The organism is Halorientalis marina (assembly GCF_023028345.1).
Classification (GTDB): Archaea; Halobacteriota; Halobacteria; order Halobacteriales; family Haloarculaceae; genus Halorientalis; species Halorientalis marina.
Genome location: NZ_CP095487.1, coordinates 1,430,485 through 1,452,176, shown reverse-complemented (window position 1 = coordinate 1,452,176; position 21,692 = coordinate 1,430,485). Strand labels below are relative to the sequence as shown.

The 21,692-nt window shown below is 66.5% G+C and carries 24 protein-coding genes; 14 read left to right on the top strand and 10 right to left on the bottom strand.

Features of this window, described 5'->3' with window-relative positions; translation table 11 throughout:
* Positions 1-34: 34 nt before the first annotated feature.
* From MUG96_RS07370 to MUG96_RS07360, 3 genes are all read left to right on the top strand, one after another.
* Positions 35-412, top strand: coding sequence for a winged helix-turn-helix domain-containing protein (locus MUG96_RS07370; RefSeq protein WP_246987924.1), 378 nt, complete (start codon positions 35-37; stop codon positions 410-412).
* On the top strand, positions 409-693 hold the full coding sequence (locus MUG96_RS07365; RefSeq protein ID WP_246987922.1) for a DUF7521 family protein: 285 nt from the start codon (positions 409-411) through the stop codon (positions 691-693). Before MUG96_RS07370 ends, MUG96_RS07365 begins: the two co-directional genes overlap by 4 nt.
* 104 nt (positions 694-797) lie before the next feature.
* On the top strand, positions 798-1,130 hold the full coding sequence (locus MUG96_RS07360; RefSeq protein ID WP_246987920.1) for a DUF7521 family protein: 333 nt from the start codon (positions 798-800) through the stop codon (positions 1,128-1,130).
* Positions 1,131-1,166: 36 nt separating this feature from the next.
* Here MUG96_RS07360 and MUG96_RS07355 read toward each other — a convergent pair whose 3' ends face one another.
* A complete protein-coding gene (locus MUG96_RS07355; RefSeq protein ID WP_246987918.1) occupies positions 1,167-1,973 on the bottom strand; it encodes an SCO family protein in 807 nt (268 codons plus the stop codon).
* A 160-nt stretch (positions 1,974-2,133) separates the two neighbouring features.
* Here MUG96_RS07355 and MUG96_RS07350 point away from each other — a divergent pair, with 160 nt between their 5' ends.
* Entirely contained in the window at positions 2,134-2,568 is a 435-nt protein-coding gene (locus MUG96_RS07350) for a universal stress protein (RefSeq protein ID WP_246987916.1), read from the top strand.
* On the opposite strand, the gene MUG96_RS07345 is transcribed toward MUG96_RS07350, so the two are convergent.
* Complete coding sequence (locus MUG96_RS07345) at positions 2,565-3,455, bottom strand: haloalkane dehalogenase (protein ID WP_246987914.1); 891 nt, start codon at positions 3,453-3,455, stop codon at positions 2,565-2,567. The genes MUG96_RS07350 and MUG96_RS07345 overlap by 4 nt on opposite strands.
* A 48-nt stretch (positions 3,456-3,503) precedes the next feature.
* Positions 3,504-3,746, bottom strand: a complete 243-nt coding sequence (locus MUG96_RS07340) for a hypothetical protein (RefSeq protein ID WP_246987912.1) — start codon at positions 3,744-3,746, stop codon at positions 3,504-3,506.
* A 158-nt stretch (positions 3,747-3,904) separates the two neighbouring features.
* Here MUG96_RS07340 and MUG96_RS07335 point away from each other — a divergent pair, with 158 nt between their 5' ends.
* Positions 3,905-4,384 (top strand): universal stress protein, encoded by a 480-nt coding sequence (locus tag MUG96_RS07335; protein ID WP_246987910.1) that lies wholly within the window; start codon positions 3,905-3,907, stop codon positions 4,382-4,384.
* Positions 4,385-4,447: 63 nt separating this feature from the next.
* Here the strand turns inward: MUG96_RS07335 and MUG96_RS07330 are convergent, their stop codons facing one another.
* The 3 genes from MUG96_RS07330 to MUG96_RS24135 all read right to left on the bottom strand — a co-directional run bounded on the left by MUG96_RS07330 (position 4,448) and on the right by MUG96_RS24135 (position 6,272).
* On the bottom strand, positions 4,448-5,386 hold the full coding sequence (locus tag MUG96_RS07330) for a ferritin family protein (protein ID WP_246987908.1): 939 nt from the start codon (positions 5,384-5,386) through the stop codon (positions 4,448-4,450).
* 116 nt (positions 5,387-5,502) lie between these two features.
* Positions 5,503-6,141 (bottom strand): helix-turn-helix domain-containing protein, encoded by a 639-nt coding sequence (locus MUG96_RS07325; protein ID WP_246987905.1) that lies wholly within the window; start codon positions 6,139-6,141, stop codon positions 5,503-5,505.
* Complete coding sequence (locus MUG96_RS24135) at positions 6,138-6,272, bottom strand: hypothetical protein (protein WP_256465436.1); 135 nt, start codon at positions 6,270-6,272, stop codon at positions 6,138-6,140. The genes MUG96_RS07325 and MUG96_RS24135 overlap by 4 nt, the downstream gene beginning before the upstream one ends.
* A gap of 15 nt (positions 6,273-6,287) precedes the next feature.
* Between MUG96_RS24135 and MUG96_RS24130 the strand changes: the two genes are divergently transcribed.
* From MUG96_RS24130 to MUG96_RS07310, 4 genes are all read left to right on the top strand, one after another.
* A complete protein-coding gene (locus MUG96_RS24130) occupies positions 6,288-6,413 on the top strand; it encodes a hypothetical protein (protein WP_256465435.1) in 126 nt (41 codons plus the stop codon).
* Positions 6,414-6,481: 68 nt separating this feature from the next.
* Entirely contained in the window at positions 6,482-8,851 is a 2,370-nt protein-coding gene (locus tag MUG96_RS07320) for a DEAD/DEAH box helicase (RefSeq protein WP_246987904.1), read from the top strand.
* A 78-nt stretch (positions 8,852-8,929) separates the two neighbouring features.
* Positions 8,930-10,993, top strand: coding sequence for a formate dehydrogenase subunit alpha (gene fdhF, locus MUG96_RS07315; RefSeq protein WP_246987902.1), 2,064 nt, complete (start codon positions 8,930-8,932; stop codon positions 10,991-10,993).
* Positions 10,994-11,078: 85 nt separating this feature from the next.
* Complete coding sequence (locus tag MUG96_RS07310) at positions 11,079-12,110, top strand: NAD(P)/FAD-dependent oxidoreductase (protein WP_246987900.1); 1,032 nt, start codon at positions 11,079-11,081, stop codon at positions 12,108-12,110.
* Here the strand turns inward: MUG96_RS07310 and MUG96_RS07305 are convergent.
* Together MUG96_RS07305 and MUG96_RS07300 are read right to left on the bottom strand one after the other, a co-directional pair.
* Positions 12,107-13,327: a TIGR04347 family pseudo-SAM/SPASM protein gene (locus MUG96_RS07305; RefSeq protein ID WP_246987899.1), complete on the bottom strand. Its 1,221-nt coding sequence runs from the start codon at positions 13,325-13,327 to the stop codon at positions 12,107-12,109. The genes MUG96_RS07310 and MUG96_RS07305 overlap by 4 nt on opposite strands.
* Positions 13,324-13,551 (bottom strand): Htur_1727 family rSAM-partnered candidate RiPP, encoded by a 228-nt coding sequence (locus MUG96_RS07300; RefSeq protein WP_246987896.1) that lies wholly within the window; start codon positions 13,549-13,551, stop codon positions 13,324-13,326. Before MUG96_RS07300 ends, MUG96_RS07305 begins: the two co-directional genes overlap by 4 nt.
* Before the next feature lie 381 nt (positions 13,552-13,932).
* Between MUG96_RS07300 and MUG96_RS07295 the strand changes: the two genes are divergently transcribed.
* The 3 genes from MUG96_RS07295 to MUG96_RS07285 all read left to right on the top strand — a co-directional run bounded on the left by MUG96_RS07295 (position 13,933) and on the right by MUG96_RS07285 (position 16,823).
* Positions 13,933-15,630 (top strand): histidine kinase N-terminal 7TM domain-containing protein, encoded by a 1,698-nt coding sequence (locus tag MUG96_RS07295; protein ID WP_246987895.1) that lies wholly within the window; start codon positions 13,933-13,935, stop codon positions 15,628-15,630.
* Between the two features lie 220 nt (positions 15,631-15,850).
* Entirely contained in the window at positions 15,851-16,504 is a 654-nt protein-coding gene (locus MUG96_RS07290) for a GNAT family N-acetyltransferase (RefSeq protein WP_246987893.1), read from the top strand.
* Between the two features lie 55 nt (positions 16,505-16,559).
* Positions 16,560-16,823, top strand: a complete 264-nt coding sequence (locus MUG96_RS07285) for a DUF7520 family protein (protein WP_246987891.1) — start codon at positions 16,560-16,562, stop codon at positions 16,821-16,823.
* A 45-nt stretch (positions 16,824-16,868) separates the two neighbouring features.
* Here MUG96_RS07285 and MUG96_RS07280 read toward each other — a convergent pair whose 3' ends face one another.
* The gene (locus tag MUG96_RS07280) at positions 16,869-18,569 is read right to left on the bottom strand and encodes a methylmalonyl-CoA mutase family protein (RefSeq protein WP_246987889.1); all 1,701 of its coding nucleotides are present in this window, start codon (positions 18,567-18,569) and stop codon (positions 16,869-16,871) included.
* Positions 18,570-18,666: 97 nt separating this feature from the next.
* On the opposite strand from MUG96_RS07280, the gene MUG96_RS07275 reads away from it, so the two are divergent.
* A complete protein-coding gene (locus MUG96_RS07275) occupies positions 18,667-19,485 on the top strand; it encodes an enoyl-CoA hydratase/isomerase family protein (RefSeq protein WP_246987887.1) in 819 nt (272 codons plus the stop codon).
* A gap of 95 nt (positions 19,486-19,580) precedes the next feature.
* On the top strand, positions 19,581-21,191 hold the full coding sequence (locus tag MUG96_RS07270; RefSeq protein WP_246987885.1) for a class I adenylate-forming enzyme family protein: 1,611 nt from the start codon (positions 19,581-19,583) through the stop codon (positions 21,189-21,191).
* A 32-nt stretch (positions 21,192-21,223) separates the two neighbouring features.
* On the opposite strand, the gene MUG96_RS07265 is transcribed toward MUG96_RS07270, so the two are convergent.
* Positions 21,224-21,667 (bottom strand): acyl-CoA thioesterase, encoded by a 444-nt coding sequence (locus tag MUG96_RS07265; RefSeq protein ID WP_246987883.1) that lies wholly within the window; start codon positions 21,665-21,667, stop codon positions 21,224-21,226.
* Positions 21,668-21,692: the final 25 nt, after the last annotated feature.

Sequence of the window (21,692 nt, the reverse complement as noted above, 5' to 3'; positions counted from 1 at the left end):
CGGTTATATGCCTCCGTCCGGGACTTCTCGGTACATGGTCCGTGATCCGTTCGCGGACGACGAGCAACCCGACTTACAGCAGGTCCTCGACGCGCTCGACGACCCGAAGTGTCGGGCGATCATGCGGCATCTGGAGGAACCGATGACGGCAGAAGAAATCGCGGAGGCCTGTGACGTGCCACTCTCGACGACGTACCGGAAGCTCGATCTGCTGACCGAGGCGTCGCTGCTGCGGGAGGGGATGCAGATACGGCCCGACGGCCAGCACGCCAGCCAGTACGAGGTCGACTTCGAGGAGGTGGCCGTCAGGCTCTCCGAGGACCGGGAGTTCGAGGTCGGGATCAGCCGCGTCTCTCGAACCGCTGACGAACGGCTACAGGACCTCTGGTCGGAGGTGCGCAAAGAAACGTGATCTACCCACTCGTCCACTTCCCGACGACGATCGTGTTCAAGACCGTCGTGTTGCTGCTCGGTGCTCTCATCACCTTCTTCGCCTACAGGGCCTACAGTCGTACCGGCGCACGGCCGCTGGGAATGCTGGCACTGGGCTTCGCCATCGTGACGCTGGGCAGTCTCCTCGCCGGCGTCATCGACGTCGGGCTCGGGGGGGGACGGCAGCTCGCGCTCGTCGTCGAGAGCGGCCTGACCGCCGTCGGGTTCGCGGTCATCGTCTACTCGCTGTACACGCGGTGACAGGTCCCAGCGGCCGTACACGGACCGGTGCTGTTCCCATCCCGTGGAAACGCGCGCGTCCTTATTTGATGGTCGACCGCGACGGTCCCAGTAGGAGAGGAACGATGTCCGAACGAGCACTGCTCCTAGTCGTCGCGAAAGCCGCCACGCTGACTTTCGGGACGCTCCTGACGTACTTTTCGTACCGCGCGTACCGGCGGACGAACTCGGGGGCGCTCCGCGCGCTCACTGTCGGAATCGGGCTCGTCACGGCCGGCGCAATCCTCGGTGGGGGCCTCCACCAACTGGCCGGCTTCCCGCTCCGGACGAGCGTCACCGTCCAGAGCGTCTTCACTGCCGCCGGGTTCGCGTTCCTGACGTACTCGCTATACACCGAACCCTCGCCCGAGCGCTCGGCCGAACCGGTCGGGCGCTCCGGCGGCCACGAGAACGGCTGATCGGCCCGATCGACCTGTCAAAACCGTCCCGGCCGCTCAGGATTCGACGAGTCGCTGTACGTCTTTCGTGAGCTGCGTCGTCGCGTCATCCCGGTCACGGTACGCCCGCTCGACGTAGTCGTCACCGTTGACGAGCAGTATCAGCGTCGTGTGGTTGAACATATAGCCGTCACTGCTCGCCCCGTCGGCGGTCGCCGTCCCGGTCGGCGCATCGGTGACGGTCGTCGGCGACGCCTCGGCCGTCCGCGTCCCCGCGGGCGTTCCGGGGTCGTCGGACTCGGGCCCGTCCGCCGTCGAAGAGGGCGTCGGCGTCGCCGTCTCGAAGTAGACACCGAACTCGCCGTCGACGACCTCGCGGGCGCGCGCTTCGGATTCGGGCAGGAGGAAGTACCAGTTACCGGCGTCGAGGTCGACGTGGCGCTCGTCGGCGTACTCGCGGAACGCCTCGGGGGTGTCCCGAGCGGGGTCGAACGATATTTCGGCGAAGTTCACGGCGTCGGCGTAGCCGCCGTCGATAGCGTCCCGCTGGGCGCGCTGGAGCGCGAGCGTCAACACTGGACACGCGGTCATACAGTTGGTGAAGATGAACGTCAGTGCCAGCGGCGTATCGAACTCCGTCGTCGTCACCGAGCGGTCCTGCAGGGCCGCCGGGAGGGTCACCTCGGGGAGCTGCTGACTCCACTGGGGATACGGGTACGCCTCCGGCTCCGCGTCCAGTTCCGGCTTCGGGAGGATCGTGTTCGGGTTCCCGCCACTGCCGCCCAGGGAGGCACAGCCGGCGGTCGCCGCCGCACCCAGCGCACCGGTCGCGGCGACACGTCGGAGGTACTGACGTCTTTCCATTACCGGCGGTTCGGCACCCACAGTCTTGAGCGTCACGTTCGCTCGCGCTCGTGTGAGGGAGGCACAGAAGCGGCGGCCTGCAGGTCCTGCCTCCGGCAACGGTTCCCAGCCGCCGGGAACGACAGGAGAGATTATGGGCAGTGGATGTGGACGTGGTGATATGAGCAACCACGTACTGGTTCCGTACGACGACTCGCCGCTCTCCGAGCGCGCACTCGAACACGCCCTGGCCGAACACGGCGACGCGGAGATTACGCTGTTGCACGTCCTCGATTTCGTCGAAGCAGGCTACAGCGCGCCCGTCGAGACGACGCTCCCGGGCTACTGGGAGGAGTGGTACGAGAACGCACAGGAAGAGGCCGAGGCGCTGTTCGAGGAGGCGCGAGCGACCGCCGAGGCGGAGGACGTCACGCTCGGGACCGAGACGCTCGTCGGCCAGCCGGCCCGGAGCATCGTGGAGTACGTCGAGAACGAGCCCGTCGACCACGTCGTCATGGGGAGTCACGGCCGGTCGGGCATCTCGCGGCTGCTTGTCGGGAGCGTCGCCGAGAAGGTCCTCCGGCGTGCGCCCTGTCCGGTGACGGTCGTCCGCTAGGTCCGGTCGACGAAGTCGACGATGTGGTCGGCACAGGCCCCGCCGGCGTCCTCTTGCAGGAAGTGGCCGCCCCCCTCGACCCACACGTCGGGCTGGTCCGTGGCGGTGGGAACGAGGTCGCGGAAGCGGTCGCGGAACGCCTCGGTTATCGGGTCGGCGTCCGAGAACAGCGCGAAAAAGGGCTTCCCGTAGTCCGCGAGGTCGGCCGCGAGCTGGCGGTGGGCCTCGATGCCGTTGTCACCGGGTTCCCGTGGCACCATCGGCGGCCAGGCGGCGGCCCCGGCCTTCGACGCCTCGGAGTGGAACGGAGCGCGGTAGGCGTCCGCGGCCGCCTCGGTGAGGTCGTTCGCACAGCCGGTGTCGATGACCCGCGCCACGTCGAGGTCGTCGGCCTCGACGACCATGTCCTTGAACTGGTGCCAGACGGCCGGGAGGTCGGTCTCGCCGTCGGTCAGCAGGGCGTTCATGGCGACGATTCGGTCGAACCGCGCGGGCTGGTCCGACACCGCCAGCGGCAGGCCGAGGATGCTCCCCCAGTCCTGACAGACGAGCGTGACACCCGTGAGATCGAGTTCCTCGACGAACCGCGCCAGCCACCCGGCGTGGCGGTCGTAGGTGTACTCGTCGACGGCGTCGTACTTATCCGACCGGCCGAAACCAACGAAGTCGGGCACGACGACGCGGCCCCGGTCGCGGAGCCGCGGGATCATCTTCCGGTAGAGAAAGCCCCAGGTCGGCTCGCCGTGGAGACAGAGGAACGTCTCCTCGCCGTCACCCTCGACGTCGACGAAGGCCATGTCGGGTTCGCCGACCGAGACGAAGTCGGGGTCGTAGTCGTAGTTCGGGACGTCCGAGAACCGGTCCGCCGGTGTCGACAGGAGCGCCATGCTGGCCGATGGATGGGCGTCCGGAAGACGATTGCGGCGAAAAGGGAGCTACCGCGGGCTCGACCGGTCGTTCTCGAAGGGGTCCTCCGCGGACATCGCACCGGTGAGGACCTGGGCGTCGGCCGCCTCCTCGACCAGATGTGACATCGTTTCGGCGTCGGCTTCCGCATCGGCCGTCGCCTCGAACGCGGCCGTTCCATCGGTATCGCCGCGTTCGTCGCCCGCATCGAGGAGCGCCTCTGCGATCTCGTCACGGAGCAACAGTTGCCCGGGTGGTATTCCGTGGCACATCGTTCGACCATGTGCTTGGTGCCTCGACCGTATAAGTTCGCCGGCCGTGACGAGCGGTGATATCACGACCTGAGTTCCGCCTAGCGCGGCCCGAAAGCCGTTCTCACGACGTGAAACCACGACGAACACCTATGAGGACGAGTGGCGAACTGGAAAGTATGACCTTCGCCGTGCCGTTCGACGGCTCGAAGTTGGCCGAAGCGGCGCTGGTCCGGGCCGACGAGTACGCGCGCGCCCTGGACGAGTCGGTGGTGGTGTTGAGCGTGATCTCGACGGGGCCCCACTACGCGATCCGCAAGGGATGGGTCGACTCCCGGGAGGCGTTCGACATCGAGACGGCCGCCCGTGGTCTGAGGGAGCGCGCCCGCGAACTCGTTCCGGACGCGGACTTCGAGTACAGGCTCGTGGGCCCGCGACCGCCAGCCGGGGCAATCGCCAAGACGCTGCGGAATATGCTCCGAAGCGAGAGCCCGAGCGTCGTGTTCATTGGCAGCGACAATGCTGGTCGGATCGCACGACCGGTCAGCAGCGTCAGCACTACCGTCGCCTCCGGGAAGGCCTACGACGTGTATCTCGTCCGGGACCCGAAACCGTCCGAAATCGCCGCACTGGACGGTCACAAGTCGTTCTACGACTGAAGAAATCGGCGACGTCCGCTCCCCCCTCACCCCGTCGTGACGCAGGGTCGAGGGACGACGCCGTCAGTCGGCCGCGGTCGCGTCGTCGGTGTCCAGCGCGACGAGGTCGTCGACGCCGGGAATCTCCGCGTCCGCGTTCGTGATGACGTCGAGCCGTCGCGTGAGCTTGTCACGGGAGTACTCGACGAGCGGCACCGCGTTGACCGCCTCGGTGAAGTCGTTGACCGTGTTGGCGACGTGGGGCATCAGCTCCTGGAGCGTGTCTTGGACCACCTGCTCGTCGACCTCGCCGCTGGCGAGGTACTCCTGGACCTTGTGCATCCCGAAGCCGACGTGGCGGCCCTCGTCGCTGCGAATCTTCGTGACGCCCTCGACGAGCCCTTCGAGGTGCGGGAACTCACGGAGACCGACCTCGTCGGAGCCGCGCGGGCTGAACGTCGATTCGATGCCGTAGTAGCCGGTCTGGGCCAGCACGGACTCCACCGTCAGGTGGTAGTGACAGTACGCGACGGTGCGCGTGTGGGGCGTGTCCTCCTCCAGCAGGCGCTCCATCGCGTCCTCGGTCTTGTCGAACAACTGGATGTAGCCGTCCGGGAAGTAGTGCTGGGCGGTCGGGTCCGTCACCTCGAACCCGTAGTGTTCGGCGACGGGGTTGATGACCTCGCGCCAGTAGCGGTCGAAAAACTGGGTGTGTTTGGCCTCCTCGTAGATCTGGCTGGAGATGAACATCTGGTCGTTGATGTCCTCCAACACCAGCGCCAGCGGCATCAGGTCCTCCGTCACCGCCTCCTCCCCCGCGCCGAAGCGAGCGAGCGTCTGTCGGAGTTCCTCGAACTCCGCCTCGGTGACGTCGTCCATCTCCATCAGCTTCTCTTTGTCCTCCTCGAACCCCTCGATAGCGTAGGGGTCCCAGTGGCGATAGACCGCGTTCTCGAAGTACCCCTGTGCGAACGAATCCCGGTCCAGCCGCATCTCGCGACTGGTGTCCTCTACCTGCGTCATGTTACGCCCCTACGTAAGGGGACGCACGACCTATAAATACCTCCGAACAATTGCGGGGGTTTATATACTACGTTCGCGGCGGGAAAGAAATTCGGCCGATCCGAAGGGAGCGCCCGTCAGTCCGAGGCGCCGAGGCGTTCCTGGACGAGTTCGTGTTCGGCTCGGCGGAGGCGCTCGGACAGCGACGAGCGGGAGATGCCGAGTTCGTCGGCGATCTCGGAGTGGGTAACCCGTTTCGACTCGTCGAAATAGCCCATCTCGTAGGCGGTCACGAGCGCCTCGAACTGCGAGTCCGTCAGCCGCCGGTCGTGGTCCTCGTCGACGGCCCGCCGGAGGCTATCGACTGTCACGTCGATATCGCGCTCGCGGAGGTGGTTCCAGACGCCGGTGAGCACGTCGCGTCCCGACACGCGCCCGGTTAACCGGAGACAATCCGGTTCGATGTAGCCCTGGGTGAGCGTGCCGTCGGCCAGCATATCGTCCGGTGGAATCTCGATGTTCGGGTGGATGGAGACGCGGTACAGACGGACCGATCCGACGTCGTTGACGACCGTCACCTCCGCGGCGTGGGAGAGCGCACGGAACTCCTCGGTGACGCGGTCGAGGTCCGCACCGCGAGCCCAGAGGAACCACAGTACCGTCTCCCCGGCGGGCCGCCACTCCTGGAGCTCCAGTGTCACGTCCGGGACGGCGGCCGCGACCCGCGTCATCTCGATGGGCTCGCCGGTGATCCGGAAGTCGACGACCAGACTCATCGCTGTCCTCCCGGTCGAGCGGTCACCGGTCGGTCGCCGCGGCCATCGCCCGCATCGGCCGGCCCGCCGAACAGCCACTGCCCCGTTCCGTCCATGCTCTCGCCGTCGATGTATCCGATTTGAACTGGCATCCCTGACCCCCGTCGATGCCGGTACTGCCCGAGCGACGGCCGGTTCGCGACCGGTCGCGGCGGGCGCCAGCCCCCGGCACCGACCGGACCGTCGCCGCGCAGCCACCGTATCTTGATTGGTACTGCGGGGACCACCAGTGATAATCTTTCGGCTCGCGACGCGGGAAACGAACGCCAACGGTTAGAACCGTCAGGACGCAACCTGGCGTGTGGACGAGACCATCGACTGGCTCCAGGACCGCCCGTACTACGAGGGCCAGCTCGAACATCGCGAGACGACGCCCGGCCGGGAGGCATCGTTGCGGGACCTCGACGTGGAGTCACGGCTGGCGTCGACACTCTCCGACCGCGGCATCGACCGCCTGTACGGCCACCAGGCCCGAGCCATCGAGGCGGTCCGGGGAGGCGAGAACGTCGTTCTCGCGACCGAGACGGCGAGCGGGAAGAGCCTCGCCTACACCGTCCCGGCGTTCGAGCGGGCGATGGACCACACCGGGACGACCCTCTACGTCGCCCCGCAGGTCGCGCTCATCAACGACCAGACGGAGACGCTCGAGGACCTCGCCCACGGACTGGGGTTCGGGAGCCGCGTGACCGTCGCCCAGTACACCGGTCGGCAGTCCAAATCGGAGAAGGCGGCCATCCGTGAGCGCCAGCCGACCGTCCTCCTGACGACACCCGACATGCTCCACTACGGCATCCTTCCCCACGCACACCGCCTGTGGGACTGGTTCGTCGAGCGACTGGAGACCGTGGTGATCGACGAAGTCCACGAGTACCGCGGCGTGTTCGGGAGCCAGGTGTCGCTCGTCTTGCGCCGACTGAACCGGGTCTGCGAGCGGTTCGACGCGGGTGTCGAGTCACACTCGACATCTCGGAAGACGCAGTCTTCCGGTGGCCCGGAGTACGTCTGCTGTTCGGCGACCATCGGCAACCCCGTCGAGCACGCGGCGACGGTCACCGGCCGTGACCCGTCGTCGTTCGCCGCCGTCACCGACGACGAGAGCGCGACCGGGCCGACCCACTGGCTCCTCTGGAACCCCCCGGAGTACGAGGACGAGAGCGGGTTCGGCGGCGGGCGGCGCAAATCGAGCCACACCGAGACGAAGCGGTTGTTCGTCGACCTCGTTGCCCGCGGCCTCCAGACGGTCGTGTTCACCGGCGCCAGACAGACCGCCGAACGGTACGCCGACGACAGCGCCGCGGAGTTGCGCCGTCGCGGCGACCACGACGCCGCCGAGGGCGTGACCGCCTACCAGGCCGCGCTGACGAACGACCGCCGCGAGGAGATCGAGAGCGGCCTCAAGGACGGCTCGATCCGCGGCGTCTGGAGCACGAACGCGCTCGAACTCGGCGTCGACATCGGCGGACTCGACGCCGTCCTCCTCGACGGCTTCCCGGGGACGCGGATGGCCGCGAACCAGCAGGCCGGCCGCGCGGGCCGGGGCACCGACCCGTCGCTCGTCGTCATGGTCGCCGGCGAGGACCAGCTCGACCAGTACTACACCCGCAACCCCGCCGACTTCTTCGAGACCCCGCCGGAGGAGGCCATCGCCAATCCCGACAACGAGACGCTCCTGCCCGGCCACGTCCTGTCGGCGGCCCGCGAGAACTGGCTCCGGCCGGCCGACGACCGGCACTTCGGGCCGCAGTTCCCCGACCTCGTCGCGGACTTGACCGACGCCGGCGACCTCGACCGCCGGGAGACCGACGCCGGCATCCGCTGGCTCTACGCCGGCGGGGCGAGTCCACAGCACGAGATGAACCTCCGGACCATCGAGGACCGGCAGATCCAGTTGCGGGACCGCCGGCGTGGCGACACCGTCGCGAAGCTCCCTTTCGCGGACGCGCTCCGGGACGCCCACCCCGGCGCGATCTACCATCACCAGGGCCGTACCTACGAGGTGGTCGACCTCGACCTCGACCACGACGTGGCCGAGCTGTCGCCCACCCACGTCGACTACTACACGAAGGTGCTCCACGACAAGACCATCAGCGTGGACCGCGACCGCGAGGAGCGGACGATGCCCGGCCGCGAGGATTCGGTCCTCCGGCTGGCGGACGTGACGATGACGAAGCAGATCACGGGCTACGAGCGCCGCGACGGCTCGACGGGGGAACCGCTCGGGGAGTTCCCGCTCGACCTCCCCGAGACGACGCTCTCGACGACCGCCTTCTACTACACCGTTCCCGAACCGGTCGAGATGGCGATGCGGGCCGCCGAGGGCGACTTCGACGGGGGCATCCACGCCGCCGAGCACGCGATGATCGCGATGATGCCCGTCGAACTCCTCTGTGACCGCCGGGACATCGGCGGCCTCTCGACGCCGCTGCACCCACACACCGACCGCTCGACGGTCTTCGTCTACGACGGCTACCCCGGCGGCGTCGGCCTTACCGAGCGTGCCTTCGAAGGAATCGGCGGCCTGACGGCCCGAACCCGACGGATGGTCGCCGCGTGTGACTGCGCGGACGGCTGTCCGGCCTGCGTGCAGTCCCCACACTGCGGGAACGCGAACGACCCGCTGGACAAGGGACTGGCTCTGCACCTGCTCGGGGAACTCGAAGCCGGCGGGTGAAGCCACCCACGCGGCCGTTCTCACGTCATTGGAACGGCGGCGGGGTTTATCTCGCCCCGGGCCTTGGTAACGACCAGCATGAGCGACAGCGAGGGACGGTCCCAGACCCCAACGCCGGCAAAGAGCGTCTGTCCGTTCTGTGGTGTCGGCTGCGGGCTGACGTACAGCGAGGCCAGCGGGAAGGGCACAGGTTGGCAGGCGCCGGTCAACACGAAAGGAGAGATCTGCCCGAAAGGGGCGGCGGCCTTCGAACCGGTCACCGACGACGACCGCCTCGAACAGCCGCTGGTCCGCGAGAACGGCCACCTCGTCACGGCGCCGTGGGACGAGGCACTGGGGCGGATCGCCACCGCCTTCGCGGACATCGTCGAGGAACACGGTCCCGACGCCCTCACGTTCTTCGCGTCCTCGAACTGCACCAACGAGGAGAACTACCTGTTCCAGAAACTCGCCCGGGTCCTGGGGACGAACAGCGTCGACAACTGCGCCCGGCTGTGTCACTCCTCGACAGTGGCGGCGATGAGCGAGCGACTCGGCGCGGGCGCGATGACGAACACGCTCGACGACCTGGGCGAGGCCGACGTGTTCCTCGCCTGCGGGGCCAACCCCGCCGAACAGCACCCCGTCATCTTCAGGTCGTACCTGTTGCCGGCCATCCGGGACGGGACGACACTGATCCACGTCGACCCGCGAGCGAACGACACCACCGACGCCGCCGACCTGCACCTGCCCGTTACCCCCGGTTACGACATCCCCCTGCTCAACGCGATGGCGAAGGTTATCGTCGACGAAGGGCTGGTCGACGAGGCGTTCTGTGACGAGCGCGTCGAGGGACTGGACACGCTGCGCGAACACCTCGCCGACGTGGACGTCGCGGCGAACGCGGAACTGGCGGGGGTCGACCCCGACGCCCTCCGCGAGGCCGCGCGCCTGTACGGCGAGGCCGACCGCGCCGCCGCGTTCACGGGCATGGGCATGAGTCAGCACCACTGCGGGACCGACAACGTCCACGCCCTGCTGAACCTCGCGCTCGTGACCGGCAACGTCGGCCGCCGCGGGACCGGCGTGAACCCGCTCCGCGGACAGAACAACGTGCAGGGCGCCGGCGACGTTGGCGCGCTCCCGAGTGTCCTCCCCGGGTACGCGGACGTGACCGACGGGGCGGCCCGCGCCGCCGTCGCCGAGGAGTGGGGCGTCGAACCGCCCGCGGAGCCGGGCCTGACGGAGGTCGAGGCGACCCACGCCGCCGGCGACGCGGTCCGGGGAGCCTACGTCTTCGGCGAGAACCCGGCGATCACGGAACCCAACTCGGGACGGGTCGCCGACGCGCTCGACGCGCTCGATTTCCTCGTCGTGCAGGACCTCTACGTGACGGAGACCGCCGAGCACGCCGACGTGGTCCTCCCGGGGAGTGCCTGGGCGGAGAAGGGCGGCACCGTCACGAACACCGACCGGCAGGTCATGCGGATGCGCCCGATGGCCGACCCACCCGGCGACGCACGCCGCGACCTCGACATCATCCAGTCGGTCGCGCGCCGCCTCGTCGGCGAGACGCCGGCGCGGTTCGACCACGACGGTCCGGAAGCAGTGTTCGACGAGCTAACCCGTGTCAACGACCTCTACGCGGGGATGTCCTACGACGGCATCGGCGAGGGAAGCCAGCGGTGGCCGTTCCCCGCCGACGCGGACGAGGGCGTTGGTGTCCTCCACGAGGACTCGTTCGCCACGGGCGAGCGAACGGCACCGCTCGCGCCGGTCGACCACGTCCCACCGGCTGACGACCTGGGCGACGACGAACTCGTGTTGACGACCGGGCGAGTCCTCCAGCACTTCAACAGCGGCGCGCTCACGCGACGGTCGGGGACGTTGATGAAGATGCGCGGCGAGGACGTCGTGGAGATTCACCCCGAGGACGCGGCGGAGCGCGACATCGCCGACGGCGACACCGTCGAAGTGGCGAACGGGCGGGGATCGGTGACGGTCGAGGCGACCGTGACCCCACGGACGACGCGCGGGACGGTCTTCATGACCTTCCACTACGCCGATCCGCTGGTGAACAGCCTGACTGGCGACACGCTCGACCCCGTCGCGAAAATCCCCGAGTACAAACACAGCGCGGTGCGGGTCGTGCCGGCGACGTGAGACCGGGTCTCGCGCCGGCCCAGGTCGCGGACATCGGCCGGTCTCGGCCCCGGTTTTCATACCACCCCACTGCGTACGCTCACGCATGACGGCGACGGTCGGCATCGTCGGCGGGGGTATCGCGGGGACGGCGGCAGCCTACGGCCTCCGCGACGCGCCCGTCGACGTGACGCTGTTCGAGGCGGTCGACGACGTGGGAGGGCGCATGGTCACGCGCCAGCGCGGCGGCTGTACCTACGACTACGGCGCGAACTTCCTGAAGGGCGCCGACGAGCGGTTCCGGACCGTCCTCGGAGAGGCCGTCGGCGGGGACCTGCAGACCGTCGACGGCGACGTGTGGGTGTTCGACGCCGACGGCACGATAGAGTCGGGCCGGGACGACCAGGCCCCGAAGTACACGACGCCCGACGGCGTCCGCGGGATCGCCACGGCCTTCGCCCGCGAGAGCGGCGCGGAGCTCCTGACCGGGACGCGCGTGGGCCACCTCGACCGGACCGGCGACGGCTGGCGGCTCTCGACGACCGGCGACCGCGAGGAGCGGATCAACGGCCTCGTCCTCGCGCTCCCGGCCGGGGAGACCGCGAGCCTGCTCGCCGACGCCGACTGGGGCGGCGAGTACTGCTCCGACCTCATGACGGCGGCGGGGCGCGTCCCCTACCGGCCGGTCGACAGTGTCGTCTGTCACTACCCGTTCCGGCTGGACCGGCCCTACTACGCCCTGGTCAGCCGCGACGACGACCACGAGATCGGCTGGTGTTCCCGCGAGGAGTGCAAGCCCGGGCACGTCCCCGACGGCGAGAGCCTGCTCGTCGTCCAGCTGAACCCCCGCTGGACCGAGAGTCGCCCCGAAGCCGACGACCGGGAGATCGAGCGCGTCGCCTGCACCGCGGCCGCGGACCTCCTCGACGACGACCGCCTGCGCGAACCGGACTGGGTCGATCAGGAGCGATGGACGGCGGCAGTCCCCGACCACGGCATCAACCCTGCACTGATCGAGCGGGCCCCCCGCTACGACCTCGCCATCGCCGGCGACTGGGTGGCCGGCACGGGCCGGACCTACGCCGCCCTCCAGACGGGACTGGACGCCGCCGACCGCATCCGCGAGCGGATCATCTAGTCCGCCGACCGCGGCCCCGTATCGACGATCGGGTTCGAGCCGTGGACCTCGTGTTCGTGGAGGTAACACTGCGGGTCGGGCGCGAACGGGTCGTCGTGGACCGACAGCGCGCGGAGCCGCGAACCGCCACGGCAGATGTCCTGATACTGGCAGTCCCCACACCGGCCCGAGAGCCGCTCCTCGCGGTCGCGCATCGCGCGCAGGAGGGGGTTCGAGTCGTCCTCCCAGATGGCCGAGAACGGGCGGTCCCGGACGTTGCCCAGCGAGTAGCCCTGCCAGAACTGCGTGAGGTGGACGTTGCCCTGGTAGTCGATGTCGGCGACGCGCTCGCCGGTGGGGTCGCCGCCGTTGACCCGGAGGTACTGGTAGACGCGTTCGGCGGTCTCCCGGCCGAGGTGCTCGCGAGCGTACTCGACGAGGTAGGCGGCGTCGGCGTAGTTGCCCACGAGCAGCGTCTCGATCTCGTCGCCCCGGGCGTGGTACTCGCGGGTCATGTCACAGACCGTCTCGACGGCCTCGCGGCGCTGTTCGGGCGTGAGGTCCACGTCCCGTATCTCGTCGCCGCGGCCGCCGTAGTCGAGGTGGTAGAAACAGAAGCGGTCCAGCCCCTCCTCGTGGAGCATCGAGACGATGGCCTCCAGGTCGTCGGCGTTGTGCTTCGTGATGGTGTACCGGAGGCCGGTCTTGAGGTCGGCGTCGAGACAGGCCTGAATCCCCCGGAGCGCAGCGTCGAAGGCGCCCTCCTGCCCGCGGAACTCGTCGTTGCGCTCGGGCATCCCGTCGACGGAGATGCCGGCGTACTTCAGGCCGGCGTCCCGGAGGTCGCGGGCGCGCTCCTCCGTGATGAGCGTCCCGTTCGTCGAGAGGACCGGGCGGATACCCTGCTCGTCGGCGTACGCGATCAGTTCCTCGAGGTCCTCGCGGACCAGCGGTTCGCCGCCCGAAAACAGAACGACGGGGGCGCCGTAGTCGGCGAGGTCGTCGAGCATCCGTTTCGCCTCCGCGGTAGAGAACTCCCCCGACGCGCAGTCGGTGTCGGCCGCGGCGTAACAGTGGTCACAGTAGAGGTTACACTGCTTGGTGCAGTTCCAGACGACGACCGGCCGGCGCTGTTTCTCCCGCCTGATCTGTTTCGCGTCGGCCTCGTCGGCGGCGTCGTAGCGGAGCCCGTCGCCCTCGGCGTCGAGGTCACAGAGGAGTTTACTGACGGAGATCATTGCTCGATTCCGACCCGTTCGACTTCCTCGGCCGGGCACAGCCACACGTCCGCCGTGGTCCAGCCGAACAACTCCGTCGCCCGTTCGAGAGCGGATTCGCGCGTCGGCGCGGTCAGGCTCCCGACGTGCCCGAGTGATTCGTCTGCCTCCTCACGGACGAACAGTTCCCACTCGCGGCCCGTCGTCGCCCGCGGGGTGTCTACTCGTTCGACCCGTTCTGACATACGTCCGGATTGGGCCGACCCGTTCTTACCCCTCCTGCCCGTTCCCAGTTCGTGAAAACGCCTCAGCTCACCACGAGGACGATCCCGCTGACGAACATCAGGATGGCGAGCCCCGCGAGTATCGCGAACAGGAGCTCTTTCTCGGACATGACCAGTGCTAGGGTGTGACCCGATTAATGGGTGTCGATGCGGCTCGATACGCGCCCGCCCTCGATCCATCAGTCAACCCTACACTGTCGAAATCGAAATGGGAATATCACGAGATCGAGACAGCAGCATCGAAGTACTGTATCGTTGTTTCGCAGTTATGTCCGCATTATTATATACAAAAGGAATAATATGATATGATAAAAATAATCGAGGCACATCGGTGGCGATAACATGAACTTCGGGGTGACGGCGGTTCTGTTCGCACCCCCGATCGTCGCGCTCAGCTACGTCGTGGTGATGGCGTTTCGGCGACGGTCAGCACCCGGCGGGCGGTATCTGGTGTACCTCACCGGCAGTAACCTCCTGTGGTTGTGTGGCTACGCCGTTCAATTGAACCTCCAGGTCCCGAAGTGGAACATTCTCGTCGCCCAGATCGAATTTTTCGGCGTGGCGACAAGCCCCGTGCTGTTTCTGCTGTTCGCAGTTCGCTACACGCAGGGGTATTCGCTATCGCGGCGGCAAGAGGCGGGACTGTTTCTCATTCCCGCGGTAACGCTCGTACTGGTCTGGACGAACCCCCTCCACGGATTGATGTGGTCGGACTACCAGATACGGGGCTGGTACGGGCTGGCACTGACCCAGCGACAGTTTGGCCCATGGTTTTTCGTCCACGGAGTGTACTCGTACCTAACCTTCCTGGCCGGCGTGATGCTCTTCGTGAACCTGTTGATGGGACGTAACTTCCTGTTCAGACGGCAGGCAGTCGCCATCCTGATCGGGACCCTCATTCCACTGAGTCTCGCAACGCCCTTTTTGCTCGGGCTGAGTCCGATTTCCGGCCTCGACCTCACACCATTCGGGTTCGCGGTTATGGGGCTCGCATTCGGCTATGCGTTCTTTAATACGGAGTTTTACGATGTCGTTCCGGCGATCAAGACCATCGGCTGGGAGAGCGTTGCTGACGAAATCGACAGCGGTATCCTCGTAACCGATATGGAAACGAAAGTGATCGAGGCAAACCGGACGGCCTGTCGAATGTTCGGTGTCGACTGGAGCGATATCATTGGCCGCCCGATTACGGCCATATTCAGGGACAACGACTCATTCACACAGGTGAACAACGGGTACGAAATCGTCCGCGACGAGGGTATTTTCGAGATGCAAACGACTAGTATTCGTGACGGGCGCGGCGAGCGGATCGGGTTCACGTTCACGGTCGTCAACGTAACGGATCGAAGACAACGGGAACAGCAACTACAAGTTCTCAATCGAGTACTCCGCCACAACCTTAGAAACAAGGCGATGGTACTTACGGGCAACGCTGAACGGATCGAGACGATAACGGATGTCCAGGCGAACGATGATCGCCTCTCGGAAATCAACGGACTAGCGACTTCGGTCGTGGACGCCGCAGAGCGGATCAGTGAGATGAGCAATACGGCCCGCGAAATCGATGGGATTATTCAGGAATCGAGTTTGGTAGTCCAGAACCTCACGGAAGTCGTCGAGTCCAGCATTACCTCGTTGGAGGAAACACACGAGACGGAAAACATACGCATCGACGGGAATTGTGAACTGGCTGTTCGTGCTTCGCCAAGACTCGAACAAGTATTCGTCCATCTCCTTCGGAACGCCTTCGAACACAATCCATCGGGAACGACGATATCGGTCCGTGCCTTCGAGCGAGAGGAGACAGTCGAAATCGAGATCGAAGACGACGGCAGTGGGATTCCGGAGCACGAACTCGAACCGCTCGAAAGTGGGGTCGAGACGGCACTCAACCATGGGAGTGGGCTCGGGTTGTGGTTCGTCAGATGGACTGTCGAGACGTCGAACGGGTCGATAGATATCGAGGTCGACGACGGAACGACAGTCACTCTGCGACTCCCACGCGCAAACCCGGACGGGACGACCGAGACCAGCGAATAGCTACCCTGTCACGGACGGGGGGTATCAAAGACGCCGTGGACGGCTGAATTCAGTCGGCGAGCCGAGAGAAGCGGCGAGTACGATCCCGATGTTCTCCTTCTGTTAACACATAAAATTAATAAAATAGACGTGTGATTCCGTTTTCATGGTAAGAGATGGCACGGAAGGAGATGGAGAGGGGAAGGAAGAGTCGAGTGTTCGATTCCGAACGATGCGTACGATGGTGCACGGGTTGGACCCCGAAGACGACGGGATGACGGCGTTCGTGGCCGACGCACTGAACGATCCGCGGGTCTTCCATACGTACAGTGACGAAGGACGAGAACCGATGACACGCGCTGATGTTCGTGAAATGTTCGCGGGTGACGACGCATACGCGTTCGTGGCACGCGAACGGGGAGGCGACGAGTACATCGGGGTCGTCGAAGTGAGCCGTATTGACCAGCGAACGGGGAGTGCACTGGTCGGCAATTTCCTGATGCCCGAGTACCAGGGACAGAAGTACGGCATGGAAATCCCGCTGCCGATCGTCGACTGGCTGTTCGAGACGATGCGCTGTCACCGGGTATGGTCGATCGCCGGCGAGAACGCCGACCCAGACGGGTTGGTAGGGACCTGGGGGTTCGAGCGTGAGGGGATCCTCAGGGAAGCCGACTACATCGACGGGGAGTACGTGGACAGACATATCATCGGTTGTCTTGAGGACGACTGGGAGGCCGCGAAGCGCGAGCGCGCGGACTTGATAAACCGGTTCAAGCCGACCGACGCCGTCTATCCGCGACTGCCGGACGAGGCGACCGAGACGGACGCGGAGGGGGGCACCGAGACCGTCGAGGCGAAACCGGACGCGGAGTCAATCGAGCCCTCGGAGTGATCCCCCGCCGGGCGAGACGGAAACGCTCATGCCCGTCGTGGACCTATCGGCGGCGATGGCAGACACACGCGCACGGCGCGGGAACCGGGTGGTACTGGTCGTCTATCTGGCTATCGTTGCCGTCGCCGGTGTGATGGGCTTCGTCATCGGTACCATCCGCCCCGAGAACCTCGACCCGAAGTTCCTCGCCGTCGTCGACCTCCCGCCGACGCCCCTCGGGATGGCGCTGTACGGGGTGCTCACCATCGCGTTCGTGCTCGGCGTGCTCCTCCTGCTCGTGCGGTACGTCGCCGACCGCTACGACACCGACTCGGTGTGACCGGGTGGCGGCCGGCCGCCGGCCCGGGCCGCCACCGAGTCCGCTTCAGGCGAGACCGACCGTCTCCTGGTAGGAGCCGTAGTGTTCCTCGAAGACGCCCATGATCTCACCCATCGTCGCGTAGGCTTTCACCGCGTCGATGATGGGCGGCATCACGTTCTCGTCGTTCTCGATGGCGTCGTCGATGTCGTCGAGCGCGTCCTGCACTGCACCGTCGTCGCGTTCTGCTTTGACATCTGCGAGGCGGTCGAGCTGGCGCTCCTGGACCTCCTCGTCGACGTGCAGGAGGTCGACGTCGGTGTCCTCCTCGATGGAGTACTTGTTGACGCCGACCATGATCTCCTCCTCGGCGTCGATCCGTTCCTGGTACTCGTAGGCCGCGTCCTGAATCTCGCGGTGGAAGTAGCCGTCCGCGATGCCCTTGAGGACACCGTCCCGCATCGAGCCGTCGCCCAGTTCCCTGATCTCCTCGATGTAGGCCATCGTCTCCGCCTCGACCTTGTCGGTCAGGGCCTCGACGGCGAAACTCCCGCCCAGCGGGTCGACGATGTCGGCCGCACCGGACTCCTCGGCGATGATCTGCTGGGTGCGGAGCGCGACCCGGACCGCCTCCTCGGAGGGCAGGGCCATCGCCTCGTCGAAGGAGTTGGTGTGGAGGCTCTGTGTGCCGCCGAGGACGCCCGCCAGGGCCTGGATGGTGACGCGGACGATGTTGTTCATCGGCTGCTGGGCCGTCAGCGACTGCCCGGCGGTCTGGGTGTGGAACTTCAGGCGCTTGGATTCGGGCGTGTCTGCTCCGTACCACTCGTCCATGATCCGCGCCCAGATACGCCGGCCGGCCCGGAACTTCGCCACCTCCTCGAAGATGGAGTTGTGGGAGTTGAAAAAGAAGCTCAACAGGGGAGCGAACTCGTCGACGTCGAGGCCGCGTTCCTTCGCGTCCTCGACGTAGGCGAAGCCGTCGGCCAGCGTGAAGGCCAGTTCCTGGATCGCGGTCGAACCGGCCTCGCGGATGTGATACCCCGAGACCGAGACGGGGTAGATTCCGGGCGTCTCCTCGACGGCGAACTCGATGGTGTCGGTGACGATGTCCAGCGACGGCTCCGGCGGGACGACCCACTCCTTCTGCGCGATGAACTCCTTGAGCATGTCGTTTTGCATGGTCCCGCGGAGTTCGTCGCGCGGGATACCCTGCTGGTCCGCCAGTGCGATGTACATCGCGTAGATGACCGGCGCGCTCGGGTTGATGGTGAAGGAGGTCGAGACCTCCCCGAGGTCGATGCCGTCGAAGAGGATTTCCATGTCCCGGAGCGTGTCGACGGCGACGCCCTCCTTCCCGACCTCGCCGTCGGCCATGGCGTGATCGGAGTCGATGCCCATCAGCGAGGGCATGTCGAAGGCCGTCGAGAGGCCGGTCTGACCCTCGTCGGTGAGGTAGTGGAAGCGCTCGTTGGTCTCTTCTGCGGTCCCGAAGCCGGCGAACTGGCGCATCGTCCAGGTGCGCCCGCGGTACATCGTCGGGTACGGGCCGCGCGTGTACGGTTCCTCGCCGGGGAAGCCGAGGTCCTCGTCGTGGTCGATATCGGCAACGTCGTCGGGGGTGTACAGGCGGTCGACTTCGAGGTTCGAGACGGTAGCGAAACGGTCCTTCCGTTCGCCGTGGGCGTCGAGAGCGGGGTCGAGTGTCTCCTCCGCCCAGCGCTCGCGCGATTCGCGGATGTCCGAAAGGTCGTCCTCGTCGTACATTCCCGGTAGCCTTCGGAGCGAGTCCCAATAGTTGTGTGGGTCGGTTCCCTCTCGAACGCGCCGTAGTTTTTATACGGGTGACGGCTTAGCACAGGGTATGACCTCGAACGTCGACAGCACGGACACCGAGACGTACGACGCCGTGAAAACGAGCCGCGACGGACACATCGGTCGGATCACGCTCGACCGGCCGGCAGCGATGAACACGTTCAGTACGGGACTGGCGACCGACCTCGACGCCGCCCTCCGTGCCTTCGACGGCGACGACGCGGTGCGCGCTATCGTCGTCGACGGCGCTGGCGACGCCTTCTCGGCCGGTATCGACCTCTCGGAACACGCCAGCGCCGAATCCGAGGACGAGTACGAGGAGTGGGTCGCGCGCATGGAGGAGCCGTTCCTGACGCTCGCCGAGATGTCGACACCCGTGATCGCCGCTGCACACGGCCACGCGGCCGCGAACGGGATCGGACTCGTCGCCGCCTGTGACCTCGCGGTGGCCGCCGAGGGAACACAACTCGGCGCGACTGCGCCGAAGGTCGGCCTGTTCTGCATGGGGCCGGCAGTCCCGCTGATGGGGACGATGACTCGCAAGCGCGTCCTCGAACTGCTGTTGACGGGCTCGCTGATCGACGCCGAGACGGCCCACGAGTGGGGGCTGCTCAACCGCGTCGCCGACGAGGGCGACCACGTCGCGGCGGCGATGGAGCTGGCCGAGACCATCGCGGAGAAGAGTCCCGTCGCCGTCCAGCGCGGGAAGGAAGCCTTCTACGAGATGGTCGAGATGGAGTACCCCGACGCGCTCGCCCACTCGAACGAGGCGTTCGCCGGCCTCTGTACCACCGCCGACGCCAACGAAGGTATCGCGGCGTTCCTCGACGGCGACCCGCTGGCGGCAGAGGAGTGGCCCGGGGAGTGAGCGCCGACCCACGGGCGGTCAGACGCGAGCGTTTGCAATATCTAGTGGTAACGAATAAGCCATGTGGCGCAATATCACTTCGACTGTGATCCCGTATGAAGCGTGAGATGCTAACACTGGATTTCCTCGACAGAGCCGTAGACCTCTACGACGACGTGACCGGCGTCGTCGCACACGACGGCACCGAGTACACGTACGCGGAGGTCGAAGAGCGCGTCAACCAGCTCGCTCACGCGCTGGCCGAACGCGGTGTCGGACAGGGAGACAAGGTCGCCCTCCTCTCGCCGAACACCCACTACTTCATCGAGACGCTGTACGCGACGAACAAGCTCGGTGCCGTGTTCGTGCCGCTGAACTACCGGCTGGTCCCCGACGAGTACGAGTACATCCTCAACGACTGCGACGCGAACACGCTGATCGCAGACTACGACTACGCCCACAAGGTCGAGGCCGTCCGCGACGAGGTGCCGGCCGAGCACTACATCGGCTACAAGGCAGCCGAGATCAGCGGTGACTGGGAGGACTACGCCGGCATACTGGAGGGACAGCCCACCGAGCCACCCGAAATCCCCGACATCTCCGAGGGCGACGACGCTTCCATCAACTACACCTCCGGGACCACGGGCGACCCGAAGGGCGTCGTCCGTACCCACCGGACCGAACACTGGCACGCGCTGGTGCTCAACCAGCACATGGAGATCCGGGACGACGACACGTACCTCTGGACCCTGCCGATGTTCCACTGCAACGGCTGGGGCCACACCTACGCCATCACGGGTACCGGCGGCACCCACATCTGCCAGCGCACCTTCGAGCCCGAAGGCACGCTGGAGCGGGTCCGCGACCACGACGTGACCTTCATGTGTGGCGCGCCGACGGTCCTCAACCGCCTCATCGAGTACGAGGAACGCCACGACAACATCGAGACCACGGGCGACCGCGACGTGCGCATCGCGACCGCCGGCTCCGCCCCCGCGACGGCCACCATCGAGACCGTCGAGGACGAGTTCGGGTGGCGCATCATCCACATCTACGGCCTCACCGAGACCGCGCCGATCATCACCACCTCCAACTCCCCGCGCCGTCTCGCCACCGAGGGCCGGGAGATCAAGGTCAATCAGGGCTCGGAGACGCTGTGTACCGACGTGAAGGTCGTCGACGAGGACGGCAACCCGGTCGAGCGCGACGGGGCCACGATCGGCGAGATCGTCGTCCAGGGCAACCAGGTGATGGACCGCTACCTCAACAAGCCCGACATCACCCACGAGGCGTTCAACGAGAAGATCGAGGGCTACTTCCACACCGGCGACCTCGCGACCATCGACGAGCACGGGATGATCTCGATCCAGGACCGCAAGAAGGACATCATCATCTCCGGCGGGGAGAACATCTCCTCAATCGAGGTCGAGGACGTGCTCTACGACCACGACGAGGTGCTGAAAGCCGCCGTCATCCCCGTCCCCAGCGACGAATGGGGCGAGACGCCCAAGGCCGTCGTCGTCCCGCGGAACGGCGACCCCGACAGCCCCGGCACCTCGGAGGAGGAGATCATCGAGTTCGTGAAAGAGCGACTCGCGAGCTACAAAGCCCCGACCAGCGTCGAGTTCCACGAGGACCTCCCGGAGACGGCCACCGGCAAGGTCCAGAAGTACGAGCTCCGCGAGCAGTACTGGGAAGACGAAGACCGGATGGTCGGTCAGGGGTAGGCAGGACGTCACCACACCGCGTTTTTGCGTACTCACGCCCCGCCAGCGGCCGCACCGTCGCCGCGCTCCACGACGCACTCGCGGACCGACTCGGGGAGCGGCGTCGCCTCGAAGTCCCCGTCGACGAGGACGAACGTCACCGACAGCGTCGCCGCCCGCTCGTCGGTGGAGCCATCGCTGCCGGTTCGGAACACCTCGAAGGTAACGGTGAGCGACGCCTCGCCGAGGTCGGTCACTTCGGTTTCGACGACCGCCCGCTCGCCCGCACGGAGGGGCGACTCGAAGGAGCCGCTGGCGTCGACGGCGGGGAGGACGAAGCCGTCCCGGCGCAGCGACTCCATGAGGTGCCCGTCCATCGCGGGCGCGAAGTAGTCGTTCAGGCCGACGACGGCGAAGTGGAAGAAACGCGGGAAGTAGATGAGCCCGCCGGCGTCGGTGTCGCCCCAGTCGACGTGGATGTCGGTAGTGTGTCCCACGACGGACGGGCGGCGCGTGAGCGCA

Excerpts from the sequence above, each read along its gene's own strand:
- MUG96_RS07370 (WP_246987924.1), top strand. The coding sequence starts at position 35 with ATGGTCCGTGATCCGTTCGCGGACGACGAGCAACCCGACTTACAGCAG.
- MUG96_RS07360 (WP_246987920.1), top strand. The coding sequence starts at position 798 with ATGTCCGAACGAGCACTGCTCCTAGTCGTCGCGAAAGCCGCCACGCTG.
- MUG96_RS07355 (WP_246987918.1), bottom strand. The coding sequence starts at position 1,973 with ATGGAAAGACGTCAGTACCTCCGACGTGTCGCCGCGACCGGTGCGCTG.
- MUG96_RS07350 (WP_246987916.1), top strand. The coding sequence starts at position 2,134 with ATGAGCAACCACGTACTGGTTCCGTACGACGACTCGCCGCTCTCCGAG.
- MUG96_RS07345 (WP_246987914.1), bottom strand. The coding sequence starts at position 3,455 with ATGGCGCTCCTGTCGACACCGGCGGACCGGTTCTCGGACGTCCCGAAC.
- MUG96_RS07340 (WP_246987912.1), bottom strand. The coding sequence starts at position 3,746 with ATGTGCCACGGAATACCACCCGGGCAACTGTTGCTCCGTGACGAGATC.
- MUG96_RS07335 (WP_246987910.1), top strand. The coding sequence starts at position 3,905 with ATGACCTTCGCCGTGCCGTTCGACGGCTCGAAGTTGGCCGAAGCGGCG.
- MUG96_RS07330 (WP_246987908.1), bottom strand. The coding sequence starts at position 5,386 with ATGACGCAGGTAGAGGACACCAGTCGCGAGATGCGGCTGGACCGGGAT.
- MUG96_RS07325 (WP_246987905.1), bottom strand. The coding sequence starts at position 6,141 with ATGAGTCTGGTCGTCGACTTCCGGATCACCGGCGAGCCCATCGAGATG.
- MUG96_RS24135 (WP_256465436.1), bottom strand. The coding sequence starts at position 6,272 with ATGCCAGTTCAAATCGGATACATCGACGGCGAGAGCATGGACGGAACG.
- MUG96_RS24130 (WP_256465435.1), top strand. The coding sequence starts at position 6,288 with ATGCCGGTACTGCCCGAGCGACGGCCGGTTCGCGACCGGTCGCGGCGG.
- fdhF (WP_246987902.1), top strand. The coding sequence starts at position 8,930 with ATGAGCGACAGCGAGGGACGGTCCCAGACCCCAACGCCGGCAAAGAGC.
- MUG96_RS07310 (WP_246987900.1), top strand. The coding sequence starts at position 11,079 with ATGACGGCGACGGTCGGCATCGTCGGCGGGGGTATCGCGGGGACGGCG.
- MUG96_RS07305 (WP_246987899.1), bottom strand. The coding sequence starts at position 13,327 with ATGATCTCCGTCAGTAAACTCCTCTGTGACCTCGACGCCGAGGGCGAC.
- MUG96_RS07300 (WP_246987896.1), bottom strand. The coding sequence starts at position 13,551 with ATGTCAGAACGGGTCGAACGAGTAGACACCCCGCGGGCGACGACGGGC.
- MUG96_RS07295 (WP_246987895.1), top strand. The coding sequence starts at position 13,933 with ATGAACTTCGGGGTGACGGCGGTTCTGTTCGCACCCCCGATCGTCGCG.
- MUG96_RS07290 (WP_246987893.1), top strand. The coding sequence starts at position 15,851 with ATGGTGCACGGGTTGGACCCCGAAGACGACGGGATGACGGCGTTCGTG.
- MUG96_RS07285 (WP_246987891.1), top strand. The coding sequence starts at position 16,560 with ATGGCAGACACACGCGCACGGCGCGGGAACCGGGTGGTACTGGTCGTC.
- MUG96_RS07280 (WP_246987889.1), bottom strand. The coding sequence starts at position 18,569 with ATGTACGACGAGGACGACCTTTCGGACATCCGCGAATCGCGCGAGCGC.
- MUG96_RS07275 (WP_246987887.1), top strand. The coding sequence starts at position 18,667 with ATGACCTCGAACGTCGACAGCACGGACACCGAGACGTACGACGCCGTG.
- MUG96_RS07270 (WP_246987885.1), top strand. The coding sequence starts at position 19,581 with ATGAAGCGTGAGATGCTAACACTGGATTTCCTCGACAGAGCCGTAGAC.